The organism is Nocardioides sp. JQ2195 (genome assembly GCF_012272695.1).
GTDB lineage: Bacteria > Actinomycetota > Actinomycetes > Propionibacteriales > Nocardioidaceae > Nocardioides.
Genome location: NZ_CP050902.1, coordinates 1,733,726 through 1,754,796, shown reverse-complemented (window position 1 = coordinate 1,754,796; position 21,071 = coordinate 1,733,726). Strand labels below are relative to the sequence as shown.

At 68.4% G+C, this 21,071-nt stretch carries 19 protein-coding genes; 4 read left to right on the top strand and 15 right to left on the bottom strand.

The features are described 5' to 3' along the window. Positions 1-55 precede the first annotated feature (55 nt). The 9 genes from ncot_RS08325 to ncot_RS08285 form a co-directional block, all read right to left on the bottom strand. Positions 56-1,156 carry an MlaD family protein gene (locus tag ncot_RS08325; protein ID WP_168617192.1) on the bottom strand — a complete coding sequence of 367 codons (1,101 nt, stop codon included), beginning with the start codon at positions 1,154-1,156 and terminating at the stop codon, positions 56-58. Continuing rightward, on the bottom strand, positions 1,153-2,145 hold the full coding sequence (locus ncot_RS08320; RefSeq protein ID WP_168617191.1) for an MCE family protein: 993 nt from the start codon (positions 2,143-2,145) through the stop codon (positions 1,153-1,155). The genes ncot_RS08325 and ncot_RS08320 overlap by 4 nt, the downstream gene beginning before the upstream one ends. Then, a complete protein-coding gene (locus ncot_RS08315; RefSeq protein WP_168617190.1) occupies positions 2,142-3,227 on the bottom strand; it encodes an MCE family protein in 1,086 nt (361 codons plus the stop codon). Before ncot_RS08315 ends, ncot_RS08320 begins: the two co-directional genes overlap by 4 nt. After that, entirely contained in the window at positions 3,227-4,201 is a 975-nt protein-coding gene (locus tag ncot_RS08310) for an MCE family protein (protein ID WP_168617189.1), read from the bottom strand. The genes ncot_RS08315 and ncot_RS08310 overlap by 1 nt, the downstream gene beginning before the upstream one ends. Then, the gene (locus ncot_RS08305; protein ID WP_168617188.1) at positions 4,198-5,223 is read right to left on the bottom strand and encodes an MlaD family protein; all 1,026 of its coding nucleotides are present in this window, start codon (positions 5,221-5,223) and stop codon (positions 4,198-4,200) included. Before ncot_RS08305 ends, ncot_RS08310 begins: the two co-directional genes overlap by 4 nt. Positions 5,224-5,234: 11 nt before the next feature. Then, positions 5,235-6,212 (bottom strand): MCE family protein, encoded by a 978-nt coding sequence (locus ncot_RS08300; RefSeq protein ID WP_168617187.1) that lies wholly within the window; start codon positions 6,210-6,212, stop codon positions 5,235-5,237. Positions 6,213-6,259: 47 nt separating this feature from the next. Next, positions 6,260-7,075 (bottom strand): ABC transporter permease, encoded by an 816-nt coding sequence (locus ncot_RS08295; RefSeq protein ID WP_168617186.1) that lies wholly within the window; start codon positions 7,073-7,075, stop codon positions 6,260-6,262. 3 nt (positions 7,076-7,078) lie between these two features. Beyond that, positions 7,079-7,924, bottom strand: coding sequence for an ABC transporter permease (locus tag ncot_RS08290; RefSeq protein ID WP_168617185.1), 846 nt, complete (start codon positions 7,922-7,924; stop codon positions 7,079-7,081). A 111-nt stretch (positions 7,925-8,035) separates the two neighbouring features. Beyond that, on the bottom strand, positions 8,036-8,938 hold the full coding sequence (locus tag ncot_RS08285) for a DNA-3-methyladenine glycosylase 2 family protein (protein WP_168617184.1): 903 nt from the start codon (positions 8,936-8,938) through the stop codon (positions 8,036-8,038). 122 nt (positions 8,939-9,060) lie between these two features. Here ncot_RS08285 and ncot_RS08280 point away from each other — a divergent pair, with 122 nt between their 5' ends. Continuing rightward, on the top strand, positions 9,061-9,753 hold the full coding sequence (locus ncot_RS08280) for a TetR/AcrR family transcriptional regulator (RefSeq protein ID WP_168617183.1): 693 nt from the start codon (positions 9,061-9,063) through the stop codon (positions 9,751-9,753). Positions 9,754-9,880: 127 nt separating this feature from the next. Here ncot_RS08280 and ncot_RS08275 read toward each other — a convergent pair whose 3' ends face one another. Continuing rightward, positions 9,881-11,179, bottom strand: coding sequence for an acetyl-CoA C-acetyltransferase (locus tag ncot_RS08275; RefSeq protein WP_168617182.1), 1,299 nt, complete (start codon positions 11,177-11,179; stop codon positions 9,881-9,883). Positions 11,180-11,357: 178 nt separating this feature from the next. Here ncot_RS08275 and ncot_RS08270 point away from each other — a divergent pair, with 178 nt between their 5' ends. Continuing rightward, the gene (locus ncot_RS08270) at positions 11,358-12,686 is read left to right on the top strand and encodes a 3-oxoacyl-ACP reductase (protein WP_168617181.1); all 1,329 of its coding nucleotides are present in this window, start codon (positions 11,358-11,360) and stop codon (positions 12,684-12,686) included. Between the two features lies 1 nt (position 12,687). Next, a complete protein-coding gene (locus tag ncot_RS08265; RefSeq protein WP_168617180.1) occupies positions 12,688-13,569 on the top strand; it encodes a MaoC/PaaZ C-terminal domain-containing protein in 882 nt (293 codons plus the stop codon). A gap of 113 nt (positions 13,570-13,682) precedes the next feature. Here ncot_RS08265 and ncot_RS08260 read toward each other — a convergent pair whose 3' ends face one another. The 3 genes from ncot_RS08260 to ncot_RS08250 all read right to left on the bottom strand — a co-directional run bounded on the left by ncot_RS08260 (position 13,683) and on the right by ncot_RS08250 (position 16,827). Further along, on the bottom strand, positions 13,683-14,906 hold the full coding sequence (locus ncot_RS08260; RefSeq protein ID WP_168617179.1) for a peptidoglycan DD-metalloendopeptidase family protein: 1,224 nt from the start codon (positions 14,904-14,906) through the stop codon (positions 13,683-13,685). Between the two features lie 135 nt (positions 14,907-15,041). Further along, on the bottom strand, positions 15,042-15,902 hold the full coding sequence (locus tag ncot_RS08255) for an acyl-CoA thioesterase II (RefSeq protein ID WP_168617178.1): 861 nt from the start codon (positions 15,900-15,902) through the stop codon (positions 15,042-15,044). A 13-nt stretch (positions 15,903-15,915) separates the two neighbouring features. Beyond that, the gene (locus ncot_RS08250) at positions 15,916-16,827 is read right to left on the bottom strand and encodes a PAC2 family protein (protein WP_168617177.1); all 912 of its coding nucleotides are present in this window, start codon (positions 16,825-16,827) and stop codon (positions 15,916-15,918) included. 201 nt (positions 16,828-17,028) lie between these two features. Between ncot_RS08250 and ncot_RS08245 the strand changes: the two genes are divergently transcribed. Continuing rightward, positions 17,029-17,772: a L,D-transpeptidase family protein gene (locus ncot_RS08245; protein WP_168617176.1), complete on the top strand. Its 744-nt coding sequence runs from the start codon at positions 17,029-17,031 to the stop codon at positions 17,770-17,772. Positions 17,773-17,908: 136 nt separating this feature from the next. On the opposite strand, the gene ncot_RS08240 is transcribed toward ncot_RS08245, so the two are convergent. Both ncot_RS08240 and dxs read right to left on the bottom strand, forming a co-directional pair. Then, positions 17,909-19,057 carry a hypothetical protein gene (locus ncot_RS08240; protein ID WP_168617175.1) on the bottom strand — a complete coding sequence of 383 codons (1,149 nt, stop codon included), beginning with the start codon at positions 19,055-19,057 and terminating at the stop codon, positions 17,909-17,911. Positions 19,058-19,157: 100 nt separating this feature from the next. Further along, positions 19,158-21,062: a 1-deoxy-D-xylulose-5-phosphate synthase gene (gene dxs / locus ncot_RS08235; protein ID WP_168617174.1), complete on the bottom strand. Its 1,905-nt coding sequence runs from the start codon at positions 21,060-21,062 to the stop codon at positions 19,158-19,160. Between the last annotated feature and the right edge of the window lie 9 nt (positions 21,063-21,071).

Below are 21,071 nucleotides of genomic sequence, written 5' to 3'. Positions count from 1 at the left end.
CGCCTCCACCGCGACGAGTCGGGGTGGAGCGCGGTCGACCAGGACCGGCGGCAGCTCAGCGGCTCAGTGGGCCGGGCGCGTGGTTGGCTCCACGCCAGGGGTACTGGCCGCACTGACCGTTGAGGTGCAGGTCACGCCCCCCGGTCCCCTCCAGCGGGCTGTTGCGGGGAGTTCCGTAGTCACACGTGTCGGTCTCCTCGAGGCTCGCCGTCACGTTCATGTAGCCGTTGTACATCACGCTCGCGAAGCGGCCGAGACCGTACGGCGTCATCGACAGCGTGGCCTGGAGGTGCGGCCCGTGCAGGGCCAGGAACCTGGTCAACGGGTTCACGCTCTTCAGCAGGCCCGGCAGCCGGTGGTCGACCCCGTCGATCAGGACCATGACATCTGCCAGGTCCCCGGGCATCCGCGACAGGATGCCGCGCAGTTGCGGGTTCCAGCTGACGAACCACGTGCCGACCGTGGCCGCCGAGGCCGCCCAGTCGACCAGGAGCTGCCGGTTGTCCGCAAAGATCTCGAGACTGGTCCTGCCCTGCTGGAGGACGCGTTCGGCGGTGGGCCACGTCTCGTCCACGGTCTGGAGCAGGGTCTCGGCGTTGTCGAGCAGCGAGCGCAGGTCGTCCCCGCTGCCCGCGAAGGCGGTGTTGACCTCGCGCAGCACGGTGCGCACCTTGTCGGGGTCGATCTGACGCATGGCAGCCTGCAGGCCGCTGACCATCTTGGCGAGGGAGACCGGAAGGTCCTCCGCCGTGGCCCTGATCGTGTCACCGTCCTCGAGGTAGGGCCCGCCGCTGCGCGTGGGCCGCAGGTCGACGTACTGCTCACCGACCGGGGAGAGCGAACGCACCTTGGCGACGAGGTCCTTCGGGACCTTGACCCCGGAGCGCAGTCGGACGGTGACCTTCACGCCGGTCCCGTCGAGGACGATGGACTCGACGGTACCGACCTCGACGCCGCGGTAGCTGGCGGAGGACCCCTCGAAGAGTCCGCCCGTCCGCGGCATGGTCACGTTGATCTCGTCGCGGTCCTGGCCGATCGGTGCCTGGAGGATCCAGCTGAACATCAGGACCAGGCACAGCACGCAGATGCCGGCAAGGATGACGGCACCGACGATCAGCTTCCTCAGCGACGCGGTGGCGGCGCTCTTGTTCTTCACCGGACCACCCCCGTGCGGGCTGCGGAGCGCGGCAACCCGAAGTCGGCGCTCAGGCGCAGGACGAGGGACAGGTTGAGGTACTCGGTGGGGACGGCACGATCGATCAGGCCGGAGAGCCGGGTGGCCTTGATCAGCATCGCCTTGGCCTGGGTGCTGTTGGTCGACAAGGTGTCGAGCACCGGCCCGATCTCCTCGGCTGTGGCCGTGACGTCGCCCTTCGTGGCCGAGACGAGCGCATCCACGTTCTCACTCATGCCCTGGAGCTCCTGGAGCAGCTCGGTCACCTCGCCACTGTTGCGGCGGATCACCTCGGACACGGGGCCGACCAGCCGGATGGCCCGGTTGATCTTGCCCTCACGCTCGTTGAGCAGCGTCGACGTGCGGGCCAGGGACGAGAGGAACTCGTCGATGTCGGCCTTGCTCGCGTTGAGCGTGTGGATCAGCGACCCGGAGTTGTTGATGAAGTCCTTGACCGTGCCCTTGCGGCCGTCCAGGGCCGTGTTCACCTCGGCGACGATCGTCTTGATCTGGCTGAGGCTGCCACCGTTGATCAGCAGCGAGGCTGCCGCCAGCCCGTCCTCGACCGTGGGAGCCGTGCGGGTCTGCGCGGACTGGACCACGGCCCCCGACGTGAGCAGCTTCTTCCGGTCTCCGCGAATCACCTCGACGAAGAGCTCACCCAGGGCGGTGGTGGGGCGCAGTCGGAACACGGTGTCGCTCGGCAGCTTCGTCTTGCCGTCCATGTTGAGCAGCACCTTGGCCTCGAAGTTCTCGGTGGTGATCTCCTCGACCCTCCCGACGGTCGCACCGTCGATCTTGACCGCGGCACCGTTGGCCAGGTTGAGCGCGTCGGGGAAGAACACCGTCACGTCATAGGGGTCCTCGACACCGGTCGAGACGGGGATGTTCTCGGCGTTGAGCACGGAGCAGCCGGAGGCGAGAAGCACTGCCGACAGCAGCAGTGACACGAGACGCACGGGTGACTTCACTGCTTCTTCCCCCCAGAGGTCAGCACGTCCAGGATCTCTCCGAGGTTCTGGGCTCCGACCAGGTCTCGGCACACCGCGTCCCCGAGGGGGCCGAGGGGCGCGCAGAGGGCATGCACCAGCTCCGTGCCTGGAAGCAGGTCCAGGACCGGGAGCCGGACGTCCAGGCGCTTCTTGTCGTTGATGGCCCGGCCCAGGTTCTCCATCGCGACCGGCATGACCTCGAGAAACTCACCGAGCGATCCCTTGTGCTTGAGGATGCGCTCCGAGAGGTCGGTGATGTTGCTGACCGCGCTGGTCATGTCGCCCTTGTGGTGCTTGACGAAGATCGCCAGCAGGTTGATCGTCTCGCTGAGGCTGTCCACGGCCGTCTGGAGGTTGATCCGTTCGTCACGGACCAGGTTCGTGGTCGCGGAGACGTTCCGGATGAACCGGCGGGCCAGCTTGTCGTTGTCGGCGATGGCGGCGGTGAGCGTGTCCAGGCTGTCGAGCGTCTCCGCGAAGTCGTCGCTGTGCTCGGCGAACGCACCGGTGCCGTCGACCAGGTTGTCGAGCGTGCGACGGACGACCTTGCCGTTGCCGTCGAGGGAGGCGGCGGTCCGGTCCAGCAGGCGACGCAAGGGCTTGCTGTTCTCGCCGTTGCCGTTGAGGCCCTCCGACAGCGTGTCGATGGCAGCCAGCACCTCGTCCCACTCGACGGGCGTGCGGGTCCGGCGCTGCTCGATCACGGCGCCGGACTTCATCGTCGCACCGCCCTTGTAGACGGGAGTGAGCTCGACGTAGCGGTCCGTGGCCATGGACCGCGAGACGACCACGGCCCCGGCGTCGGCCGGGATCTTCACGTCGGGGTCGACCTCCAGGGTCAAGGACACGTGATCACCCCGGGGCTCGATCTCGGTCACCGAGCCCACCGAGACGCCCAGGACGCCCACGTCGTTGCCCACGAACAGGCCGGCGCTGTTGGCCAGCTCCACGGTGATCGTGGTCTTCCCGCTGTCGAACGGCCCGCAACCGGTGAGCCCGACCAGCAGTGCCAGGAGCATCGCCAGCAGGCGAGCGACGTGTCCGGTGGAGATACGCGTCATCAGCAGGCTCCTTCCACGGAACACCGCAGGTTGTCCGGGGTGCCGCCGGGCATGTACTGGTCGAGCCAGGGACCGGCGCCAGTGGCGTTGGCGAAGTAGCGAGCCGTGGGGCCGAGCATCTCGGCCACCTCTCCGAGCTTCGCGTGATTCCTGGTGAGCAGCGTGATGGTGCTGTTGAGGTTGTCGAGCATCGGGCCGATCTCGTCCCGGTTCTCCTTCATGAGGCCGGTCAGCTGGGTGCCGATCGCGCGGAGGTCGGAGAGGAGGTCGTGGATGGCGGTACGCCGCGACACGATCTCGCTCATCAAGGTGTTGGCCTGCTTCATCAGGACCGTGATGTCGTCGCTGTTCCCGGCCAGCTGCTTGCTGAACTTGCTGGTCGACTCGAGGAGGGTGCCGAGGTCGTCGGAGCGCTTGGCGAACATCTCGGAGACCTCGGAGATGCCCTTCAGCGCCGGCAGGAACTCCTCACTCGACTCGTCCATCGTCCTGGCGACCGTGTTCAACGCCTTGCGGATGGTGTCCACGTCGAGCTTCTGGGAGAGGTCGCCGGTCTCGTTGATCACGTCCTGCAGGTTGAACGGGACGCGCGTGTGGTCCAGCGCGATGTTCTGGTCCGCCAGCTCTCCCCCACCCGCGGGCGAGACGAGCAGGAAGTGGGTGCCGAGCAGCGTTGCGACCTTCACCTCCGCGGTGGTCTCCTTCCCGAGGTCGAGGTCCTTGTCGACAGTGAACTCGACCCGGACGTGCTCGCCGTCGAGGTCGATCTTGCGCACCTCGCCCACACCCACACCGGCCACCTGGACCTCTTCGCCCACGCGCAGTCCGGCCGTGTGCTCGAGCTCCGCGGTGTAGGTGTCCTGGCCGAAGGGGAAGATGGTGGTCGCCATGATCAGCGCAGCGATCACGGCCACCACTGCAGCGCCCATCAGGCCGATGCGACGGTAGTTCTCGGGGGTCTTCGTGATGTTCATCGGCAGGCCTCCGAGTGGGGCTTGTCCTTGTTGCCCAGCCACGTGGTGTCCGCGCCGAACAGCTTGAAGCCCAGGCTGCAGTTGTAGACCGACAGGTGGCTGCCGTAGGACAGCGACCGGACGAAGGCCCCGACCAGCTTCGGGAGGGAGTCGAAGGACCTCTCGATGACGGGCGTGCCCCGCGCGATCGTGGCTCCGAGGCGCCGCAACGAGCGGATGTCCCGCTCGAGCGTCGGGCGCAGGTCGTTGACCAGCTCGGTGGTCGAGTCGAGGTTGGTGCCGATGGTGTCGAGGGCTCCGAAGAAGTCACCGCTGCCCTTGTTGAGCTCCGTGACGAGCTTGCGCAGCTCGACCAACGCGGTGTCGAACTCATCGGAGTTGCTGGCCAGGTTGTCGATCACCGGCGTGAGGTTGTCGACCACCTCGCCGAACACCTCGTCCTTGTCGGCGAGGAAGGAGGTGAGCTCGGCGGTCTCCCCCAGGAGTCGCTCCACGCTGCCGGCCTCGCCGTTGAGGACCGAGACGATGTTGGCGGCCAGGGTGTTGAGGTCCTTGGGCGAGAGCACGTTGAAGAGTGGCTCGAAGCCGTTCAGCAGTGCGGTGAGGTCGAAACCCGGTCGGGTGTTGGCGAGGTCGATCTCGTCACCGTCCGCGAGAAGCTCCCCGGGCTTGGACCCGGGCGTGAGCGCGAGATACTTCTGTCCGAGCAGGTTCTGGTAGCGCATCACCACCTTGGTCGTGTCACTGACCTTCTGCGTGTCGTCGACGGAGAACGTGACCTTGGCGAGGTGGGCACCCGCACGCCCGGGGTCCTGCACCGTCTCGACACCCTCGACCCGACCGACCTTCACACCGGAGATGCGGACGTCGTCCCCGGTCCGCAGCCCGCTCACGTTGCTGAAGATCGCGTGCAGCGTCTTGGTCTCACCGTCGACCTTGTTGGTCATCGTGTTGTGGAGCGCCACGAACAGCAGGATCGCGACGAGACCGAAGACGCCGAACTTGATGGCGATCAACTTCATCAGGACATCCCTCAGCAGCCCCGGCCACGCAGGCCGTTGTAGGAGGGGCAGTCACCGGGGCCGTACCCCGTTGCGGGCGTCAGTCGCAGGTCTGCGTCGATGCGCATGAAAGGCCCGAACTCGAACGCCTCTCCACCGTTGTCGGCCAGGGCGATCACCGCGGCGAACGTGCGCGGGATGTCGCCGCGGCTCAGATAGAGGGCGTGCACCACACGGCGCAGGTCGGGCAGGCCCGCAGTGAGGAGGTCCTTGTTGTCGGTGACGACCTTGTCGACCGAGCCGCTCAGGTCACCCAACCCGGTGAGCACCGAGCGGAACTCCCTCTCCATGTCGATCATGGTCTGGCCCGCAGCCATCACGCCGTCGAGTGCGGTGAACAGGTTGGGCGTGATCTGCGAGAACATCGACATCACGATCGTGGCGAGTCGGATGTCCTGACGGATCAGCGGCATCGAGGGCTCGATGCGGGCCACCGCCCGGTTCGCGGTCTCGATCATCTCTCCGAGGTTGTCGCCCTTGCCGTCCAGGGTGCTGGCAAAGGTGTCGAGCATGGTGGCCAGCTCGGCGGGGCCGAGAGCCTCGACGAGCTCCTGGGTGTCCTCGAGCAGGTCACCCAGCTCGATGGTCTCGGCCGACGCGTCCTGCTCGAGGGAGACGTCGGAGGTGACGTGCCCCCGGGGACGCTCAGGACGCAGCAGCTCGACGTACGCGGCTCCGAAGATGCTCACCGGCAGGACCCGGACGGTCACGTTGCCGGGGACCTTCTCGGCCTGCTCCGGGTCGAACTGGATGCCGATGTCCACCCCCTCGGGCGCCGGCTCGATGGAGTCCACCGAGCCGACGACGATGCCGTCGAGCTTGACCTCGGCTCCGGTCTCGAGGGCACCACCAGCGGTGTCGAGGTTGACCGAGGCCGGCACGGTGTCGTCGAACGTGCCGAAGGACTTGGCCAGCAGCAGCCCGACCACCACGACGAGCACGAGGAGCATGGCTCCTCCCCTGACGGCTTGGGTGCGTGCCGACGTCGCGGCCGCCATCAGCCGGCCACCCGGAAACCGGGGTCGGAGCCCCAGAACGCCAACGTCAGCAGCATGTCGACCAGGACCACCACCACGATGCTGCAGCGGATGGCGCGGCCGGTCGCCTCACCGACTCCCTGGGGGCCGCTCCCGGCCCGGAATCCGAACCAGCAGTGGATCAGGGCCACCATCATCGCGAAGACCAGGATCTTCACGATGGACAGGAACACGTCGCGGCCGTCGATGAAGGAGTAGAAGTAGTGCTCGTAGGTGCCTCGGGACTGGCCGAAGATGAACACCACCGAGGCCTCCGACGCGGCGTACGCGCCGAGGAGACCGATCAGGTAGAGAGGCAGGATTGCGAACATGCACGCCAGCACGCGCGTGGTGACCAGGTAGCGCATCGGATTGACCGCCATCACCTCGAGGGCGTCGATCTCCTCCGAGATGCGCATCGAGCCGATCTGGGCGGTGAAGCGACATCCCACCTGTCCCCCGAGCGCGAGGGCCGCGACCAGTGGCGCCAGCTCACGGGTGTTGACGCCCGCGCTGACGAAGCCGGTCAGGGGCGCCAGGCCCATGATCTCGAGGCCGTTGAAGCCTTCGATGCCCAGCGACGTGCCGGCTGAGAGAGACAGCAGGACCATCACGCCGACCGTGCCGCCACCCACCAGCAGCGCACCGGACCCCCAGCTGATGTCGGCCAGCTGGCGCAGCACTTCCTTGTAGTAGTTCTGCAGCGTGAACCGGGCTCCACGGAACGTGGTCCACGAGAACCAGACGAAGTCGTTGAACCTGACCAGCGCACTCTGCACGCCTGTGTTGACGGCCATCTCTCACGCGATCCTTGCCGGCGCGAGCATCACGTAGGCCTGGGTCAGGGCCACGTTGACCATGGCCAGGGCGATGACCGAGATGACCACGGACTCGTTCACCGCGTCGGCGACGCCCTTGGCCCCACCGCTGGCGGTGAGACCCTTGTGGCAGGCCACGATCGTGGCGATGAAGCCGAAGATCAGCGCCTTGCCGCTGGCCAGGAACAGGTCGCTGGGTTGGGCGAACGAGACGAAGGCAGCGATGTAGGTGCCGGAGCTGACCTGCCCACCCCCGACGTTGAGGATGTAGCCGGTCACGATCGACGTCGAGGCGACCACGATGTTGAGGAAGAAGGCGACGACGAGCGCCGCGACCACCCGCGGCGCGACCAGTCGTTGCACCGGGTTGATGCCCATCACCTTGAGCGCGTCGACCTCCTCGCGAATCGTGCGAGCGCCGAGGTCGGAGGTGATCGCGGCGCCGACGGCACCGGCGATCATGATCGAGGTGACCAAGGGTGCGCCCTGGCGCAGCACGCCGATGCCGTTGACGGCGCCACTGAACGACTGGGCACCGATCTGCGCGGCCACCCCGCCGACCTGGATCGAGACGATGATGCCGAAGGGGATCGCGACCAGGATCGTGGGCAGGACCGAGACCCGGCTCATGAACCAGGCCTGCAGCAGGAACTCCGACCACGAGAACTTGCGCCGGACCATGTCCGTCGCTGCGCTCGCGACGGCTTCGATGGCGAGCACGATCATCGCACCGGCGGTCTCGATGCCCTTGCGGATGCGGCCACCCAGGTCGGTGACGATGCGAGCCGGAAGAGTGCTGGACGCCCAACCTCCTGCTTGCGATGCCATGCCACCTGCTCTCTCGCGTGGGTTCTGACGAATGTGCCAACTGGTGCCGCACAGGGAAGTTACGCCACCCAGGACACAGGTTCCACCGACGTCTCAGCACTTGACAAATCATCAGCCAGGTAAATGACCCCGGGGAGCCATGCGTGGCCCCCTGCGAGGACGACGGTGGCCGCCCAGGGACAGGAGGGCCTGCACCCGGTAGCGATGACCGGCCCACTCCTGGAGGATCTCGGCAAGCTCCGCGTCGTCCGCCGGCCGCCCCCGCAGCGCCCACCCGATGTCCTTGGCGACGTGGAAGTCACCGAAGCTCACCGCGTCGGGGTCCCCGTGCGCCCGGACCCGCGTCTCCGCACTGGTCCAGATCCCGATTCCCGGGAGCGAACGCAGCCTGCGGTCGGCCTCGTCGTGCGTCACTGCGGTGGTCCGTTCCAGGGACGCCGCCACTCGCGCGGCGGTCACGACCGCTCGCGAACGAGCGCCGTCGACCCTCATCCGCAACCACTCCCAGGACGGGATGGCGGCCAGCACCTCGGGCGTCGGCTGCAACCAGAGGTCGTCGTGCGGCCCCGGCGCCCGCTCGCCATGTCCACGCACCAACCGCCGAAAGCCCAGGAATGCCTCCTGGCCCGTCACCTTCTGCTCCAGCACGGCAGGCACCAGGGCCTCCATCACCAGCCCGGTGCGCCCGATCCGCCAGTGCGGGTTGCGCCGAAGCGCGTCCTCCAGCACCGGGTGCCGCGCCTCGAAGCCGTCCCAGTCGTCATCGGCGCCCAGCATCGTCGGCACCCTGTCGAGCAACCATTCGGCGCCCGGGCCCCACGCCTGTGCCAGCACCGTCGCCTCGGCCGCGCGCGCCTCGACCCTCAGCGCGCCGGGACCGAGCGGCGTACGCACACCACGCCAGTGGGCACCCGCAGGATCGATGCGGTACGACGGATCCCCCGGTCCCCGGCGTGCCACCGCGAGGATCTGGCCGGCCGGGCACGGCCAGTCGGGACGCCATTCACGCTGCACGCCTCCAACCTATCGTCGAGCACCCCCACCACCCGACCGTGCGCCTGTCACAGAGTGCCGAGGGGAGACAGGTGTCAACATGCTGTGCGACACGCAGTTACAGCATTGGCTAGACTCACCCCATGAGCAAGGGACGAAGCCAGGCAACCGAATCCCGGCGTGCCGCCGCAGCCACGCGGCGCCGCCAGCGCGAGACCGAGATCCTGGCCGCCACCCGGGCCCTGTTCGACGAGCGCGGGGTCCGCGACGTGAACATCGACGAGATCGCCAGGAACGTCGGCACCAACCGTGCGATCCTCTATCGCCACTTCTCGGGCAAGGAGGAGCTGTTCGCGCTGACCCTGGTCAGCTATCTCGACGAGCTCCGGGAGCGCATGCACGCCGTGGTCGCCACCGGTGGCACCCCTCGCGAGCGGGTCGCGGGCATGGTCGAGGCCTTCGTGGACTTCGGGATCGAGTTCCCAGCCTTCGTGGACTGTGCCCAGACGCTGATGCGTCGTCCCGGGCCCGAGCTGCTCGAAGAGATCAGCGAGTCAGCCCTCTTCCGTCTCGGCCGGGGCATCGCCCGCTGCCTGGCCATGCTCAGCGACGCCCTCGACGAGGGCGTCGCCGCCGGCACGTTCGAGGTCGAGGACACCAACCTCCTCGCGAACCACATGTATGCCACCGGGCTGGGTGCCCTCCAGCTGGCTCGGGTCGGCATGCTGATCAAGGAGCTCGCGCCGGGCATTCCGACCATCGCCCCGGTCTCCGTCGCGCAGGTGCGCCGGTACGTCGTCGACACCAGCCTCGCCCTGGCCACCGGCCCCGCCTGACCCACGCCGAGTCGGCACGTGTTGACGCACAAACACGCCGAGCCGGCACGTGTTGACGCACAAACACGCCGAGTCGGCACGCGTTGACGCAACGGGCGTCAACTCGTGCCGACTCGGCAGGAGTGGATCAGGGGCGCTCGAGGATCGCCACGACGCCCTGGCCGCCCGCGGCGCAGATCGAGATCAGGCCACGGCCCCCCGTGCCCGTCGACTCAGCCTTCTGGGCCAGCTCCTTGGCCAGCGCCGCCACGATGCGGCCACCGGTGGCCGCGAACGGGTGGGCAGCCGCCAGCGAGGAGCCGTTGACGTTGAGCTTGTCGCGGTCGATGGCCCCCAGCGGCTCGTCCCGGCCCAGGCGCTCCTTGCAGAAGACCGGGTCCTCCCATGCCTTGAGCGTGGAGAGCACCTGCGAGGCGAAGGCTTCGTGGATCTCGTAGTAGTCGAAGTCCTGCAGGGTCAGGCCCTCGCGCTCGAGCATCTGGGACACGGCGTACGCCGGAGCCATCAGCAGGCCCTCGTCGCCACCGACGTAGTCGACGGCAGCCGTCTCGTAGGCCGTGAGGTAGGCGAGCACCGGGAGGTCGTGCTCCGCGGCCCACTCCTCCGAGGCGAGCAGCACGACCGAGGCACCGTCGCTGAGGGGGGTGGAGTTGCCTGCGGTCATCGTCGCCGCGTCGCCCTTGCCGAAGACCGGCTTGAGCTTGGCGAGCTTCTCGACGGTGGAGTCGGGCCGCAGGTTGTTGTCGCGCTCGACGCCCCGGAACGGCGTGATCAGGTCGTCCTGGAAGCCAGCCTCGTAGGAGGCGGCGAGCTTCTGGTGCGAAGCCGCGGCGAGCTCGTCCTGGGCCTCGCGGGTGATGCCCCACTCCAAGGCGGTCAACGCCTGGTGGTCTCCCATGGAGAGCCCGGTGCGCGGCTCGCCGTTCTGGGGGATGGCGAGCGAGATGTCGGACGGGCGGATCTTGGCCAGCGCGGCGAGACGGCCCTTGGCGTCCTTGGCCTGGTTGACCTTGATCAGCTTCTTGCGCAGCTTGTCACCGACCGCGAGGGGGGCGTCGGACGTGGTGTCGGAACCACCCGCGACACCCACGTCGATCTGGCCGAGGGCGATCTTGTTGGCCACCTGGATGGCCGCCTGGAGGCCGGTGCCGCACGCCTGCTGGATGTCGGTCGCAGGGGTGCGCGGTGACAGCTTGGAGCCGAGCACGACCTCGCGGGCCAGGTTGAAGTCGGCGCTGTGCTTGAGGACGGCACCAGCGACGAACTCGCCGAGCTGCTCACCCTCGAGACCGAAGCGGTCGACCAGCCCGTCGAGCGCCGCCGTGAGCATCTCCTGGTTGGAGGCATCGCTGTAGACGGTGTTCGAGCGGGCGAAGGGAATGCGGTTGCCACCGATGACGGCGACGCGGCGGGACTTGGCCTGCATGAGTCACTCCTGAGTTGATTCGGGTCTGCATATCCTTGCCGGTGACGGCCCCAGAGGGAAAGCAATGAGTCAGAGATCACGAAAAGTGGACTCTCAGTTACACCTCTAGTTACATACGATGGCACCAGCCCTACGTCGGGCCCCAACCGACCCCAACGTCGAGAAGGACACAGAACCCATGAGCGACCGTTACCAAGCCTTCACCAAGTCCCCCATCGGCAAGCTGTTGGTCAAGAACCTCGGACTGCCGAACCCGGTCGCCCTCGACCGCTGGACCGAGGGTGCGCCCCTCGTCGACGGCACCGTGGTCGTGGGTGGCGAGGGACGCCTGGACCTGACCACCGCACTCGACGGTCTCGGCATCTCCAGCACCACCGAGGCAGCCGAGGGCCAGAAGTACAAGGGCCTGGTCTTCGACGCCACCGGCCTCACCTCCTCGTCCGACCTGATTGCGCTGCAGGAGTTCTTCACCCCGTTGCTGCGCAGCCTCGAGTCCTGCGCGCGCGTCGTCGTGCTCGGCACCGCTCCCGAGCTGCTGGAGGGCGGCGAGCGGGTGGCCCAGCGCGCACTCGAGGGATTCACGCGCTCGCTCGGGAAGGAGATCGGCAAGGGGTCCACCGTCCAGCTCGTCTACGTGGCGCCGGGCGCCGAGCGGGCCATCGACTCCACGCTGGCCTTCCTCCTCTCCCCCAAGTCCGCCTACGTCTCCGGGCAGGTCGTCCGGATCGGCACCCAGGGCGAGAAGAAGGCCGTGGAGCTGAAGGACTGGGAACGTCCGTTGGCCGGCAAGATCGCCATCGTGACCGGCGCCAGCCGCGGCATCGGGGAGCAGATCGCCCGGGTCCTGCACCGCGACGGCGCCACCGTGCTCGGCATCGATGTCCCCCAGGCCGCCAGCGAGCTGCAGTCGGTCATGAAGGAGCTCAACGGCGACAGCCTCACCCTCGACATCACCCACGCCGACGCTCCGCAGCGCATCGCGCACCACGTCAAGGAGAACCACGGCGGCGTCGACATCGTCGTGCACAACGCCGGCATCACCCGGGACAAGAAGCTCGCGAACATGGGCGAGGACCGCTGGTCCTCCGTCATCGCTGTCAACCTGACCGCTCCCGAGCTGATCACCCGCGAGCTGCTCGCGCAGGGTGCGATCAACAAGAACGGTCGCATCATCGGCGTCGCCTCGATCGCGGGCATCGCCGGCAACGTGGGCCAGACCAACTACGCAGCGTCCAAGGCCGGAGTCATCGGCTTCGTCGACTCGCTCGCCGGCGAGCTCGAGGACGGCATCACCATCAACGCTGTGGCCCCCGGCTTCATCGTCACCGCGATGACGGCCGCGGTGCCCTTCGCCACCCGCGAGGTCGGCCAGCGTCTCAACGCGATGAGCCAGGGTGGTCTGCCGGTCGATGTCGCCGAGACGATCGCCTGGTACGCCAACCCCGCATCCACCGCGGTGAACGGCAACGTGGTCCGCGTCTGCGGCCAGATGATGCTGGGCGCCTGACATGGCCGGCGAAGTGCGCACCATCACTGGATCCGGCGGGGGGCTCGGCGGCATCCTCAAGGCCGCCCTGCCCACCGTTCCCGGCGTCAACCAGCTGCCCGGGGTGAAGAAGACCGGGCGCGAGCTGCCCGACCTCACCGTCCAGCGCCGTGACGTGCCCGTCACCCGCGAGGGCGTCGCGGCGTACGCCGGGGTGTGCGGGTTCCCGCAGAAGGACACCGCGCCACTCACCTACCTGCACATGGTGGCCTTCCCCCTGCACATGGCGATCATGTCGGACTCCGCGTTCCCGTTCCCGGCCATCGGCACGGTGCACCTGGAGAACAGCATCACCCAGCACCGTCCCGTGGCCATCGGCGAGACCGTGTCCGCGCGGGCGCGCGCCGAGAACCTCCGGGTGCACAGCAAGGGCCGCGCCTACGACATGAACGTCACCGTCGAGGCCGACGGCGAGACGATCTGGGAGAGCACCTCGACCTACCTGCGCATCGGGAAGGGCGACAAGGAGAACGGCGAGCGCGGCACGGAGTTCAACCCCGTGTCCCACGGGGCGGCCCGCTGGCGACTTCCCTCAGACCTGGGCCGGCGCTATGCCGCGGTCTCGGGCGACAGCAACCCGATCCACCTTCACCCGTTGACCGCCAAGGCATTCGGCTTCCCCCGGCACATCGCGCACGGCATGTGGACCAAGGCCCGTGCGGTCGCTGCGATCGAGAACCGCCTGCCCGATACCGTCCGGGTGGAGGTCGGTTTCAAGAAGCCGATCTTCCTGCCCGGCACGGTGGTCTTCGGCGCCACGGAGTCGGAGACCGGGTTCGACTTCGCAGTCACCAGCCCGAAGTCGGGCGCACCCCACGTCCTGGGACGCACCACGTCCCTGTGACCTTCTGGTGCTGACCCGAGTCGGCACGAACTGGCCAGCCGAGGTCAGGTCGTGCCGACTGGGCCTTCCCGGGCTTGCGACCCGGATCGGCAACACGCGGGAGAGCGACCGGCTCAGCGCCGACGACCGAACTTGACCGTTGAGATCGAGAGCGCACGCGCGGCGGTCGGCTCGGTCGCCCTGCGCATGGCGAACTTCGCCGTCGCCGGGGACCAGACACCCAGGTCCGTGCGCCCGTTGCCGTCCCAGTCACCCGTCACCGGCAGGTCGCCGGGCTGGCCGTAGGTGATGGTGCCCAGCCAGACCGTGCCCTCGTCGTCGACCTTGCGCAACGTGAACCTGGCCGTGGCTTGGTCGAAGACTCCGACGTCGGTGCGTCCGTCGCCGTCCCAGTCACCCGTCACCGGCAGGTCGTCCTTGCCACCCAGGCTGATCTTGGTCTTCGCCCCCGCGGCCGACCGGAGGATGAACTTGCCCTTGCGCGCCCGCCAGAGGCCGACCTCCCACCTGCCGTTGCCGTCCCAGTCCCCTGCGACGGGCTGGTCGGGTGGCGTGCCGAAGACGAAGCTGGTCACCTCACCCTTGAACTTGAGCGAGAAGGTGGTCGTGGCCGCCGTGTACACGCCGGGGTTGGCCCCACCCCTGCCGTCCCAGTCCCCCACCACCGGTTGGTCCGTGGCGGTTCCGAGTCGCTTGACCAGGACCGGCTTGTCGGGACGCATGATCCGGAACTTGGCCAGGGTGGCCCGGCGGAAGACCGTGGGCTCGGCGATCCCGTCGCCCGTCCAGTCCTCGGCGAGCGGGACGTCCACGCAGTTCTGGGACTTCGGCGAGCTTCCGAAGACGAAGCTCGTGCCGTGCAGGTAGGGAAACACCACCGTGCGCGACTTGCGTTCCTCGAAGTGCAGGTGGGCGCCCGTGGAGTTGCCGCTGGAGCCGACGTTGCCGATCTGCATGCCCTGGTCGACCCGCTGGCCGACCGAGACGGAGACCACGCTGAGGTGGGCATAGAGCGAGTCCTCACCGTTCCCGTGGTCGATGACGACCGACTTGCCGTAGCCACCGGTGGAGACCTTGTTCGCGGTGGTCACCACACCGGGAGCACTGGCCACCACGGGCGCACCCATGTCGTCGGCGCGGTTCCAGTCGATCGCCTTGCTGCTGGGGCTGTGGTTGGCCCGGGTGCTCCCGGTCCAGGTCTGGCCGCACGGGAACGGCATCTCGTAGTCAGCGGCGGGCGCGCTCCGGCGGGCCGCGGACTGGGCCGGGGCCAGGGTGAGACAGCTCAGCAGGACTGTCCCGAGCGCCACGGACGTGGCGGTGTGTCGCACATGCATTTCTGGTGACCTTCCAGGACAGGAAGTGGCCGATCACAGAGGTCACATGAGCAACACCGGATTCATCCAGCCACGAGGGTTCGCAAAAGATAACAACAGTCCCGCGTGTCTGTCACGAACTACATCGTTGTCATGCTATGAGCGCTGGCGGATCAGGCCCTCCTGGGCCACCGTGGCCACCAGGTCCCCGGACTGGGAGAACACCCTGGCCAGCACCAACCCACGCCCCCCGGACGCGGACGGAGAGCTCTGGTCGTAGAGCCACCAGTCGTCCGCCCGGAAAGGCTTGTGGAACCAGATCGTGTGGTCGAGCGAGGCCACCTGCATGCCCGGTGACGCGATGCTCCGGTCGTGCGGCACCAGCGCCGCACCGATCAGGGTCATGTCACTCGCATAGGTGAAGGCAGCCTGCTGGCCGAGGGAGTCGTCCGGCAGCTCCCCGGCCACCCTGACCCACAGCTGGGCCCGGGCGGGACGACCGGGATCCTCCGCCACACCGCCCGTCCTCGAGTTGCCGAGGTAACGCACGTCAAGGGCGGACCACTCACGCTCCCACTCCCCCAGTCCGCCCTCTGCTGGCCGACCGAACAGCTCGGACATGGAGATCGCCTGCTCCGGGCCGGCCACCTCCGGCATCGCGTCGTGGTGCTCGAGGCCGACCTCGTCCACCTGGAAGTTGACCGACATCAGGTAGATCGGACGGCCGTGCTGGCGAGCGATCACCCGGCGCGTGGCGAACGAACGACCGTCGCGCAGGTTCTCCACGTCGTAGACGATCGGGACGGCGGTGTCCCCGGGACGCAGGAAGTAGGAGTGCAACGAGTGCGCCCTGAACTCGTCGCCCGCAGTGCGATCGGCAGCGATCAGGGCCTGGGCGGCCACCTGGCCACCGAACACCCGCTGCAGCTTGGTGTCGGGCTGACGCCCCCGGAACAAGTTGGTGTCGATGGTCTCGATGTCGAGGAGCTCGACGAGCTCTTCCGCAGACTTGGGCACGGGGCAGTCCTTCTCAGGGATGGGTGTCGGGGCCGTCGAGGCCGGCCAGGAACTGCTCGAACTGCTCACCGATCTCGTCACCGGTGGGGATCTCGCCGTCCTCGGCAAGCAGGCTGCGGCCGGCCTCCTCGGAGCGGGCGAACGCGTCGTACTGCTGCTCGAGCCCCCGGACGATCTCGCCCACCTCCGGGTTGTCCTCGAGGTACGTCGCGATCTCGCGGTCCTTCGCCTCCGCGGCCACCTTCAGGCCATCGAGGTGGAACGAGAGGCCCGTCGACTCCTCGACACCCTCCAGGAGCCGGAGCGCAGCCAACGGGTGGTCGAACTGTGCGAGGTAGTGGGGAACGTGCGCGACGTAGCCGGTCATGTCGTGGGCGTGGTCCTTGAGTCGCACCTCGAGCAGCGCCTGCGCGGAGGCCGGCACACGGATCTCCCCCAGCCACGGGTTGCGGCGCAGCATCAGCTCAGTGCGGTTGGCGTGCTGGGTCACCGCCAGCGGCCGGGAGTGCGGGGCCGCCATCGGCACCGAGCCCATCGCCACCACGAGGTCCACGTCGAAGCGCTCGACCACCTCTCGGACGGCCTCGGCGAACCCCTCCCAACGGGTGTCGGGCTCCGGCCCACTGAGCAGCAGGTAGGGCTGCTCGACCTCGTCATGCATCAGGCGTACGACCAGGCGCGGGGCGTCGTACTCCTCGTAGTGGTCGCGCACGAAGGAGATCACCGGGCGGCGGGCGCGATAGTCGTGGAAGACGTCGACGTCGAAGGTGGCCACCACCGGGCCGACACCGTGCGAGGTCAGGTGGTCGACAGCGACCGTGGCCGCGTTGCCGGCGTCCAGGAACCCGTGCAGGGCCAGGACCAGGGGCACGGAGCGCCCCGGCTCGAGACCGGGCACCTCGTCGACGACGTGTACGTACTTCACGGATTTCCTTCCCACACAGGTGACTGCCCATGAGCCTAGTGCGAGAAGCAGCACCGGAGGGCGTCCTGGTGCTGCAACGGACTCGGGGGGCGCGACATTCCCGAGTGATCCGCGTGGGATCGCAACCTTCTGGCTCGGGCGTGCGTCTCAAGGGTGTCAGGTGGATCGCCTGCCACCCCTCACGCGTTCCGGGAGACCACGATGAAGTTCCTCGCCCCGTTCTTCACGCTCGCCGTCGTCCTCGGACTGGTCGCGCTCGTGCCGTCACCGGCGACCGCCTCGACGCAACCGTCCAGCGCTCGTGCCACGAACGCTTCCCGCGTCGTGGCCGGCACCGGCACCGCTCGCCTGCAGAAGCAGCTCAACTCCTTGGGTTGCAACGCCGGCCCCGTCGACGGAGTCGCCGGCAGCTGGACCAAGTCAGCGGTGATCCGGTTCCAGTCACGCCACGGCCTGGCCCAGACCGGGACCGCGGGCCGGGTCACCAAGCGGCGGCTGTACGCCGACAGCGCCCGACGCTGCGACTCCCGTCCCGTGCCCGCCCGGTCCGGTGCCGGACGGCGCATCGTGATCAGCCAGGCACAGAACTGGGTGTGGTTGGTCGACGCCCGAGGCCGGACCGTGGCCCAGGGCGGCATGGTCGACAATCCCGGAGAGCTGAGTCGCGGCAGCTACGCCACCGGTTCCTACTGCGGCCGCGCTGCCCGGGTCAGGCTGAACCGCAGCGGATCTGTCTGGTTGGACAACTTCATCCGGTTCGCGCCCTGTGGCTTCGGCTTCCACCAGGTCCCCCGTTCGATGGCCACCGGCAACCAGATCCACCCCAACTGGTTCCTGGGCACCAACTTCGCCCAGTCACACGGCTGCATCCGGCTCAGCCGGGCGATGTCACTCAGGCTCTGGGACTTCACCGCGTCAGCACGCACCACGGTGCGCGTCGTCTGAGACGACCTGACCAGGGCCCGCCGTCACCGAGCCCGGGTCCCTGCGCGGTTGCGTGGTCCCGTGGCGCGAGAACCACCCCAGCCTGCGGACAGCTCCGGCCGGTCGGCGCCCCGCCGGCCGGTCGGCGCCCCGCCGATCAGCCGAAGGTGCCGAGCATCTTCTCCCCTGCACCCCTGGCCAGCTGTGCCGAGTCGATCCCCAGCGTTGCGACGAGGACGTCGTCCTGGTCGTCCGATCCCGTCCCCTCACCCTTGCGCAGTGCATCGAAGAGCCGCCACAGGGCCGTCTCACCGAAGGTCGAGGCCACGTACTCACAGGCGTACCAGGAGATGCCGTAGTTCGCCGCCGACGCGCTGCCGTTGAAGGTCGCGTCCGCGGGCAGCCCGTCGAGACCCGCACGGGCTGCCTCGACCGCGTCCCGGGAGATCATCCGCTCGTGGGCCGGGATGGGCTGCACCGAGACGTACTCAGCCAGCCCCTCCGAGAACCAGGTCGGCACCGTGTCATCACGGGAGCCGAGCGCGACATGGGTGAGCTCGTGGCGGATCAACCGGTCCCGGGTGGCGTCGTTGCGATAGATCATCCGTGGGTGCAGCAGGAACCGGGTCGAGGCCACCGCACCGGATCCGGGGCCGGCCCGCACCGGGAAGGCCACCCCGTCGAGGTGGTTCGGGTCACCACCGGGGAGATTGTCGAGCTCCGAGAGCACGGTCAGGTCGGTCAGGGCGTAGACCACGACCGTGCCCGACCACTTCATCGGGACCTCATGGCTGACGTCCGCGATGCCATCCTCGACCGCCGGGATGATCTGGTAGGCAGCATCGATGCTCTGCGGGTCGAAGATGCCCAGCACGTGCTCGCTGGACTCCACCTCGATCGGCCCGAGGTCCCACGGTGCCGGGTCGATGTCGTGCTTCTCCTCGAAGGCGGGATCACGGACCGACACCAGGCGCAGCTGCCCGTTCCCGGACTGTCGGAACGCGTAGCGTGCCTCGGACTCCACCGGAACCTTGTCGAACCCGTCGAGCTGCAGGCTCACGTAGACCCGGGCCTCGACGCGTCCCCGGCCCCGGGCCTCGACACCGCCGTCGGGGACGTCGTACCGGAAGGTTGCCAGCGGCAGCTCGCGCAGGTTCTGGAAGTACTGCTCCTGCCAGCGGACGAAGGCCTTGTCACGACGGGCCACGTCGGCCAGGAACGCCGTACGGTTCCCGTCCTGAACAGCTGCGGCACGCCGCGCGAGCAGGTCCTCGACCTTCGTGACGACGTCGCCGGCCCGGTCCACCGGACCCTGCGGATGGTTGTCTCCCCCGAGTGAGCACCCGGTCAGCCCTGCCAGCAGGACGACCAGGATGAGCAGCTGCGCAGCTCCCTCCCGAACTGCGCTACTGGCCCCGGTCCGCATCGATCAACGCCCTGCCATCGGTGACCGCGGTGATGTCCTCGACGATGCTGAGGGCGAGCGCCTGCGGGGTGAGTCCGATCCGCTCGAGGATCGCCGTGCGCTTGGCGTGCTCGAGGAACTCCTGGGGAATCCCTCGAACCCGGCACGGGGTGTCGACACCGGCCTCACCGAGGGTCTGCGACAGCACGGATCCGCAGCCACCGACCACGCCGTTGTCCTCCACGCTCACCACGAGGCGGTGCTGGCGGGCGAGCTCGACGATCGCGGGGTCGACGGGCTTGACCCAGCGGGGGTCGACGACCGTCGCTCCGATTCCTTGGGCATCGAGGCGTTCGGCCACGTCGACCGCGGTCGTGCACATCGAGCCGACCGCCACGATGAGCACGTCGGCCTTGCCCGTGCGGGTGAGGACGTCGGCCCCACCGGCCTTGCCGAGCGCCGGCACGTCCTCGGGGGGCGGGCCCTTGGGGAACCGCACCACCGTGGGTGCGTCGTCGACCTCGATGGCCTCGTTGAGCAGCTCGACCAGACGGGTCCGGTCGCGCGGGGCCGCCAGCCGCAGGCCCGGGACGACCTGCAGGATCGACATGTCCCACATGCCGTTGTGGCTGGCACCGTCGTCGCCGGTCACCCCGGAACGGTCGAGCACGAACGTGACCCCGCACTTGTGCAGGGCGACGTCCATCAGCACCTGGTCGAAGGCGCGGTTGAGGAACGTGGCATAGAGTGCCACCACGGGGTGCATCCCACCCATGGCGAGGCCAGCTGCCGACGTGGCTGCGTGCTGCTCGGCGATCCCGACGTCGAAGGTGCGCTCCGGGAACTCCTCGGCGAACCGGTGCAGCCCGACCGGGTGCATCATCGCTGCGGTGATCGCCACGACATCGTCGCGGCGTCGACCGATCTCGACGATCTCGTCGGCGAAGTGGTCGGTCCAGATGGGCGCCTTCGGCTTCTCGATGCCGGTCTGCACGTCGAAGGGGCCGGGCGCGTGGAACTGGTCGGCCTCGTGCCGCACCGCAGGGTCGTAGCCGTGGCCCTTGCGGGTGATCGCGTGCACGATCACGGGACCGTTGAACCGCTTGGCGTGCGCGAGTGCCTGCTCGACGGCAGCTCGGTCGTGGCCGTCGACCGGGCCGACGTACTTCAGGCCGAGGTCCTCGAAGAGCCCCTGGGGCGCGAGGGCGTCCTTCATCCCCTTCTTCATCGCGTGCAGGGCGTCGTACGCCGCGGGGCCGACCCCGGGGACCGCGTTGAGGCGTCGCTTGACCTGCTCGAGGATCGCTTCGTAGCGCGGGTTCGTGCGCAGGGACGTGAGCGCCGTCGCCAGCCCACCGATGGTGGGCGTGTAGGACCGCTCGTTGTCGTTGACCACGATGACGAGGCGGCTGTCGTGGGCGATCGCGATGTTGTTGAGCGCCTCCCACGCCATCCCACCGGTGAGCGCCCCGTCACCGATGACGGCGACCACGTGGCGGTCCTCGCCCCTGATCCGGTAGGCCTTCGCCAAGCCGTCGGCATAGGAGAGCGAGGTGGAGGCGTGGGAGTTCTCGACCAGGTCGTGCTCCGACTCCGCCTGGCTCGGGTAGCCGCTGAGGCCACCCTCCTTGCGAAGCGTGCCGAAAGCCGGTGCGCGGCCGGTGACGAGCTTGTGCACGTAGGACTGGTGGCCGGTGTCGAAGACCACCTTGTCGTGGGGACTGTCGAAGACCCGGTGGATGGCCAGGGTCAGCTCCACCACGCCGAGGTTCGGACCGAGGTGGCCGGTGTTGGTGGCCACGGTCCGGATCAGCAGGTCACGGATCTCCGCAGCCAGCTCGGTGAGCTGGTCGGCGCTGAGGTCACGCAGGTCACGCGGGGTCGAGATCGACTCCAGGTAGCCCATGCGGGGGGT

Coding starts and splice junctions, on each gene's coding strand:
- ncot_RS08280 (WP_168617183.1), top strand. CDS start 9,061: ATGAGCAAGGGACGAAGCCAGGCAACCGAATCCCGGCGTGCCGCCGCA.
- ncot_RS08305 (WP_168617188.1), bottom strand. CDS start 5,223: ATGAAGTTGATCGCCATCAAGTTCGGCGTCTTCGGTCTCGTCGCGATC.
- ncot_RS08245 (WP_168617176.1), top strand. CDS start 17,029: ATGAAGTTCCTCGCCCCGTTCTTCACGCTCGCCGTCGTCCTCGGACTG.
- ncot_RS08260 (WP_168617179.1), bottom strand. CDS start 14,906: ATGCATGTGCGACACACCGCCACGTCCGTGGCGCTCGGGACAGTCCTG.
- ncot_RS08300 (WP_168617187.1), bottom strand. CDS start 6,212: ATGCTCCTCGTGCTCGTCGTGGTGGTCGGGCTGCTGCTGGCCAAGTCC.
- ncot_RS08310 (WP_168617189.1), bottom strand. CDS start 4,201: ATGAACATCACGAAGACCCCCGAGAACTACCGTCGCATCGGCCTGATG.
- ncot_RS08270 (WP_168617181.1), top strand. CDS start 11,358: ATGAGCGACCGTTACCAAGCCTTCACCAAGTCCCCCATCGGCAAGCTG.
- ncot_RS08315 (WP_168617190.1), bottom strand. CDS start 3,227: ATGACGCGTATCTCCACCGGACACGTCGCTCGCCTGCTGGCGATGCTC.
- ncot_RS08290 (WP_168617185.1), bottom strand. CDS start 7,924: ATGGCATCGCAAGCAGGAGGTTGGGCGTCCAGCACTCTTCCGGCTCGC.
- ncot_RS08295 (WP_168617186.1), bottom strand. CDS start 7,075: ATGGCCGTCAACACAGGCGTGCAGAGTGCGCTGGTCAGGTTCAACGAC.
- ncot_RS08275 (WP_168617182.1), bottom strand. CDS start 11,179: ATGCAGGCCAAGTCCCGCCGCGTCGCCGTCATCGGTGGCAACCGCATT.
- dxs (WP_168617174.1), bottom strand. CDS start 21,062: ATGGGCTACCTGGAGTCGATCTCGACCCCGCGTGACCTGCGTGACCTC.
- ncot_RS08265 (WP_168617180.1), top strand. CDS start 12,688: ATGGCCGGCGAAGTGCGCACCATCACTGGATCCGGCGGGGGGCTCGGC.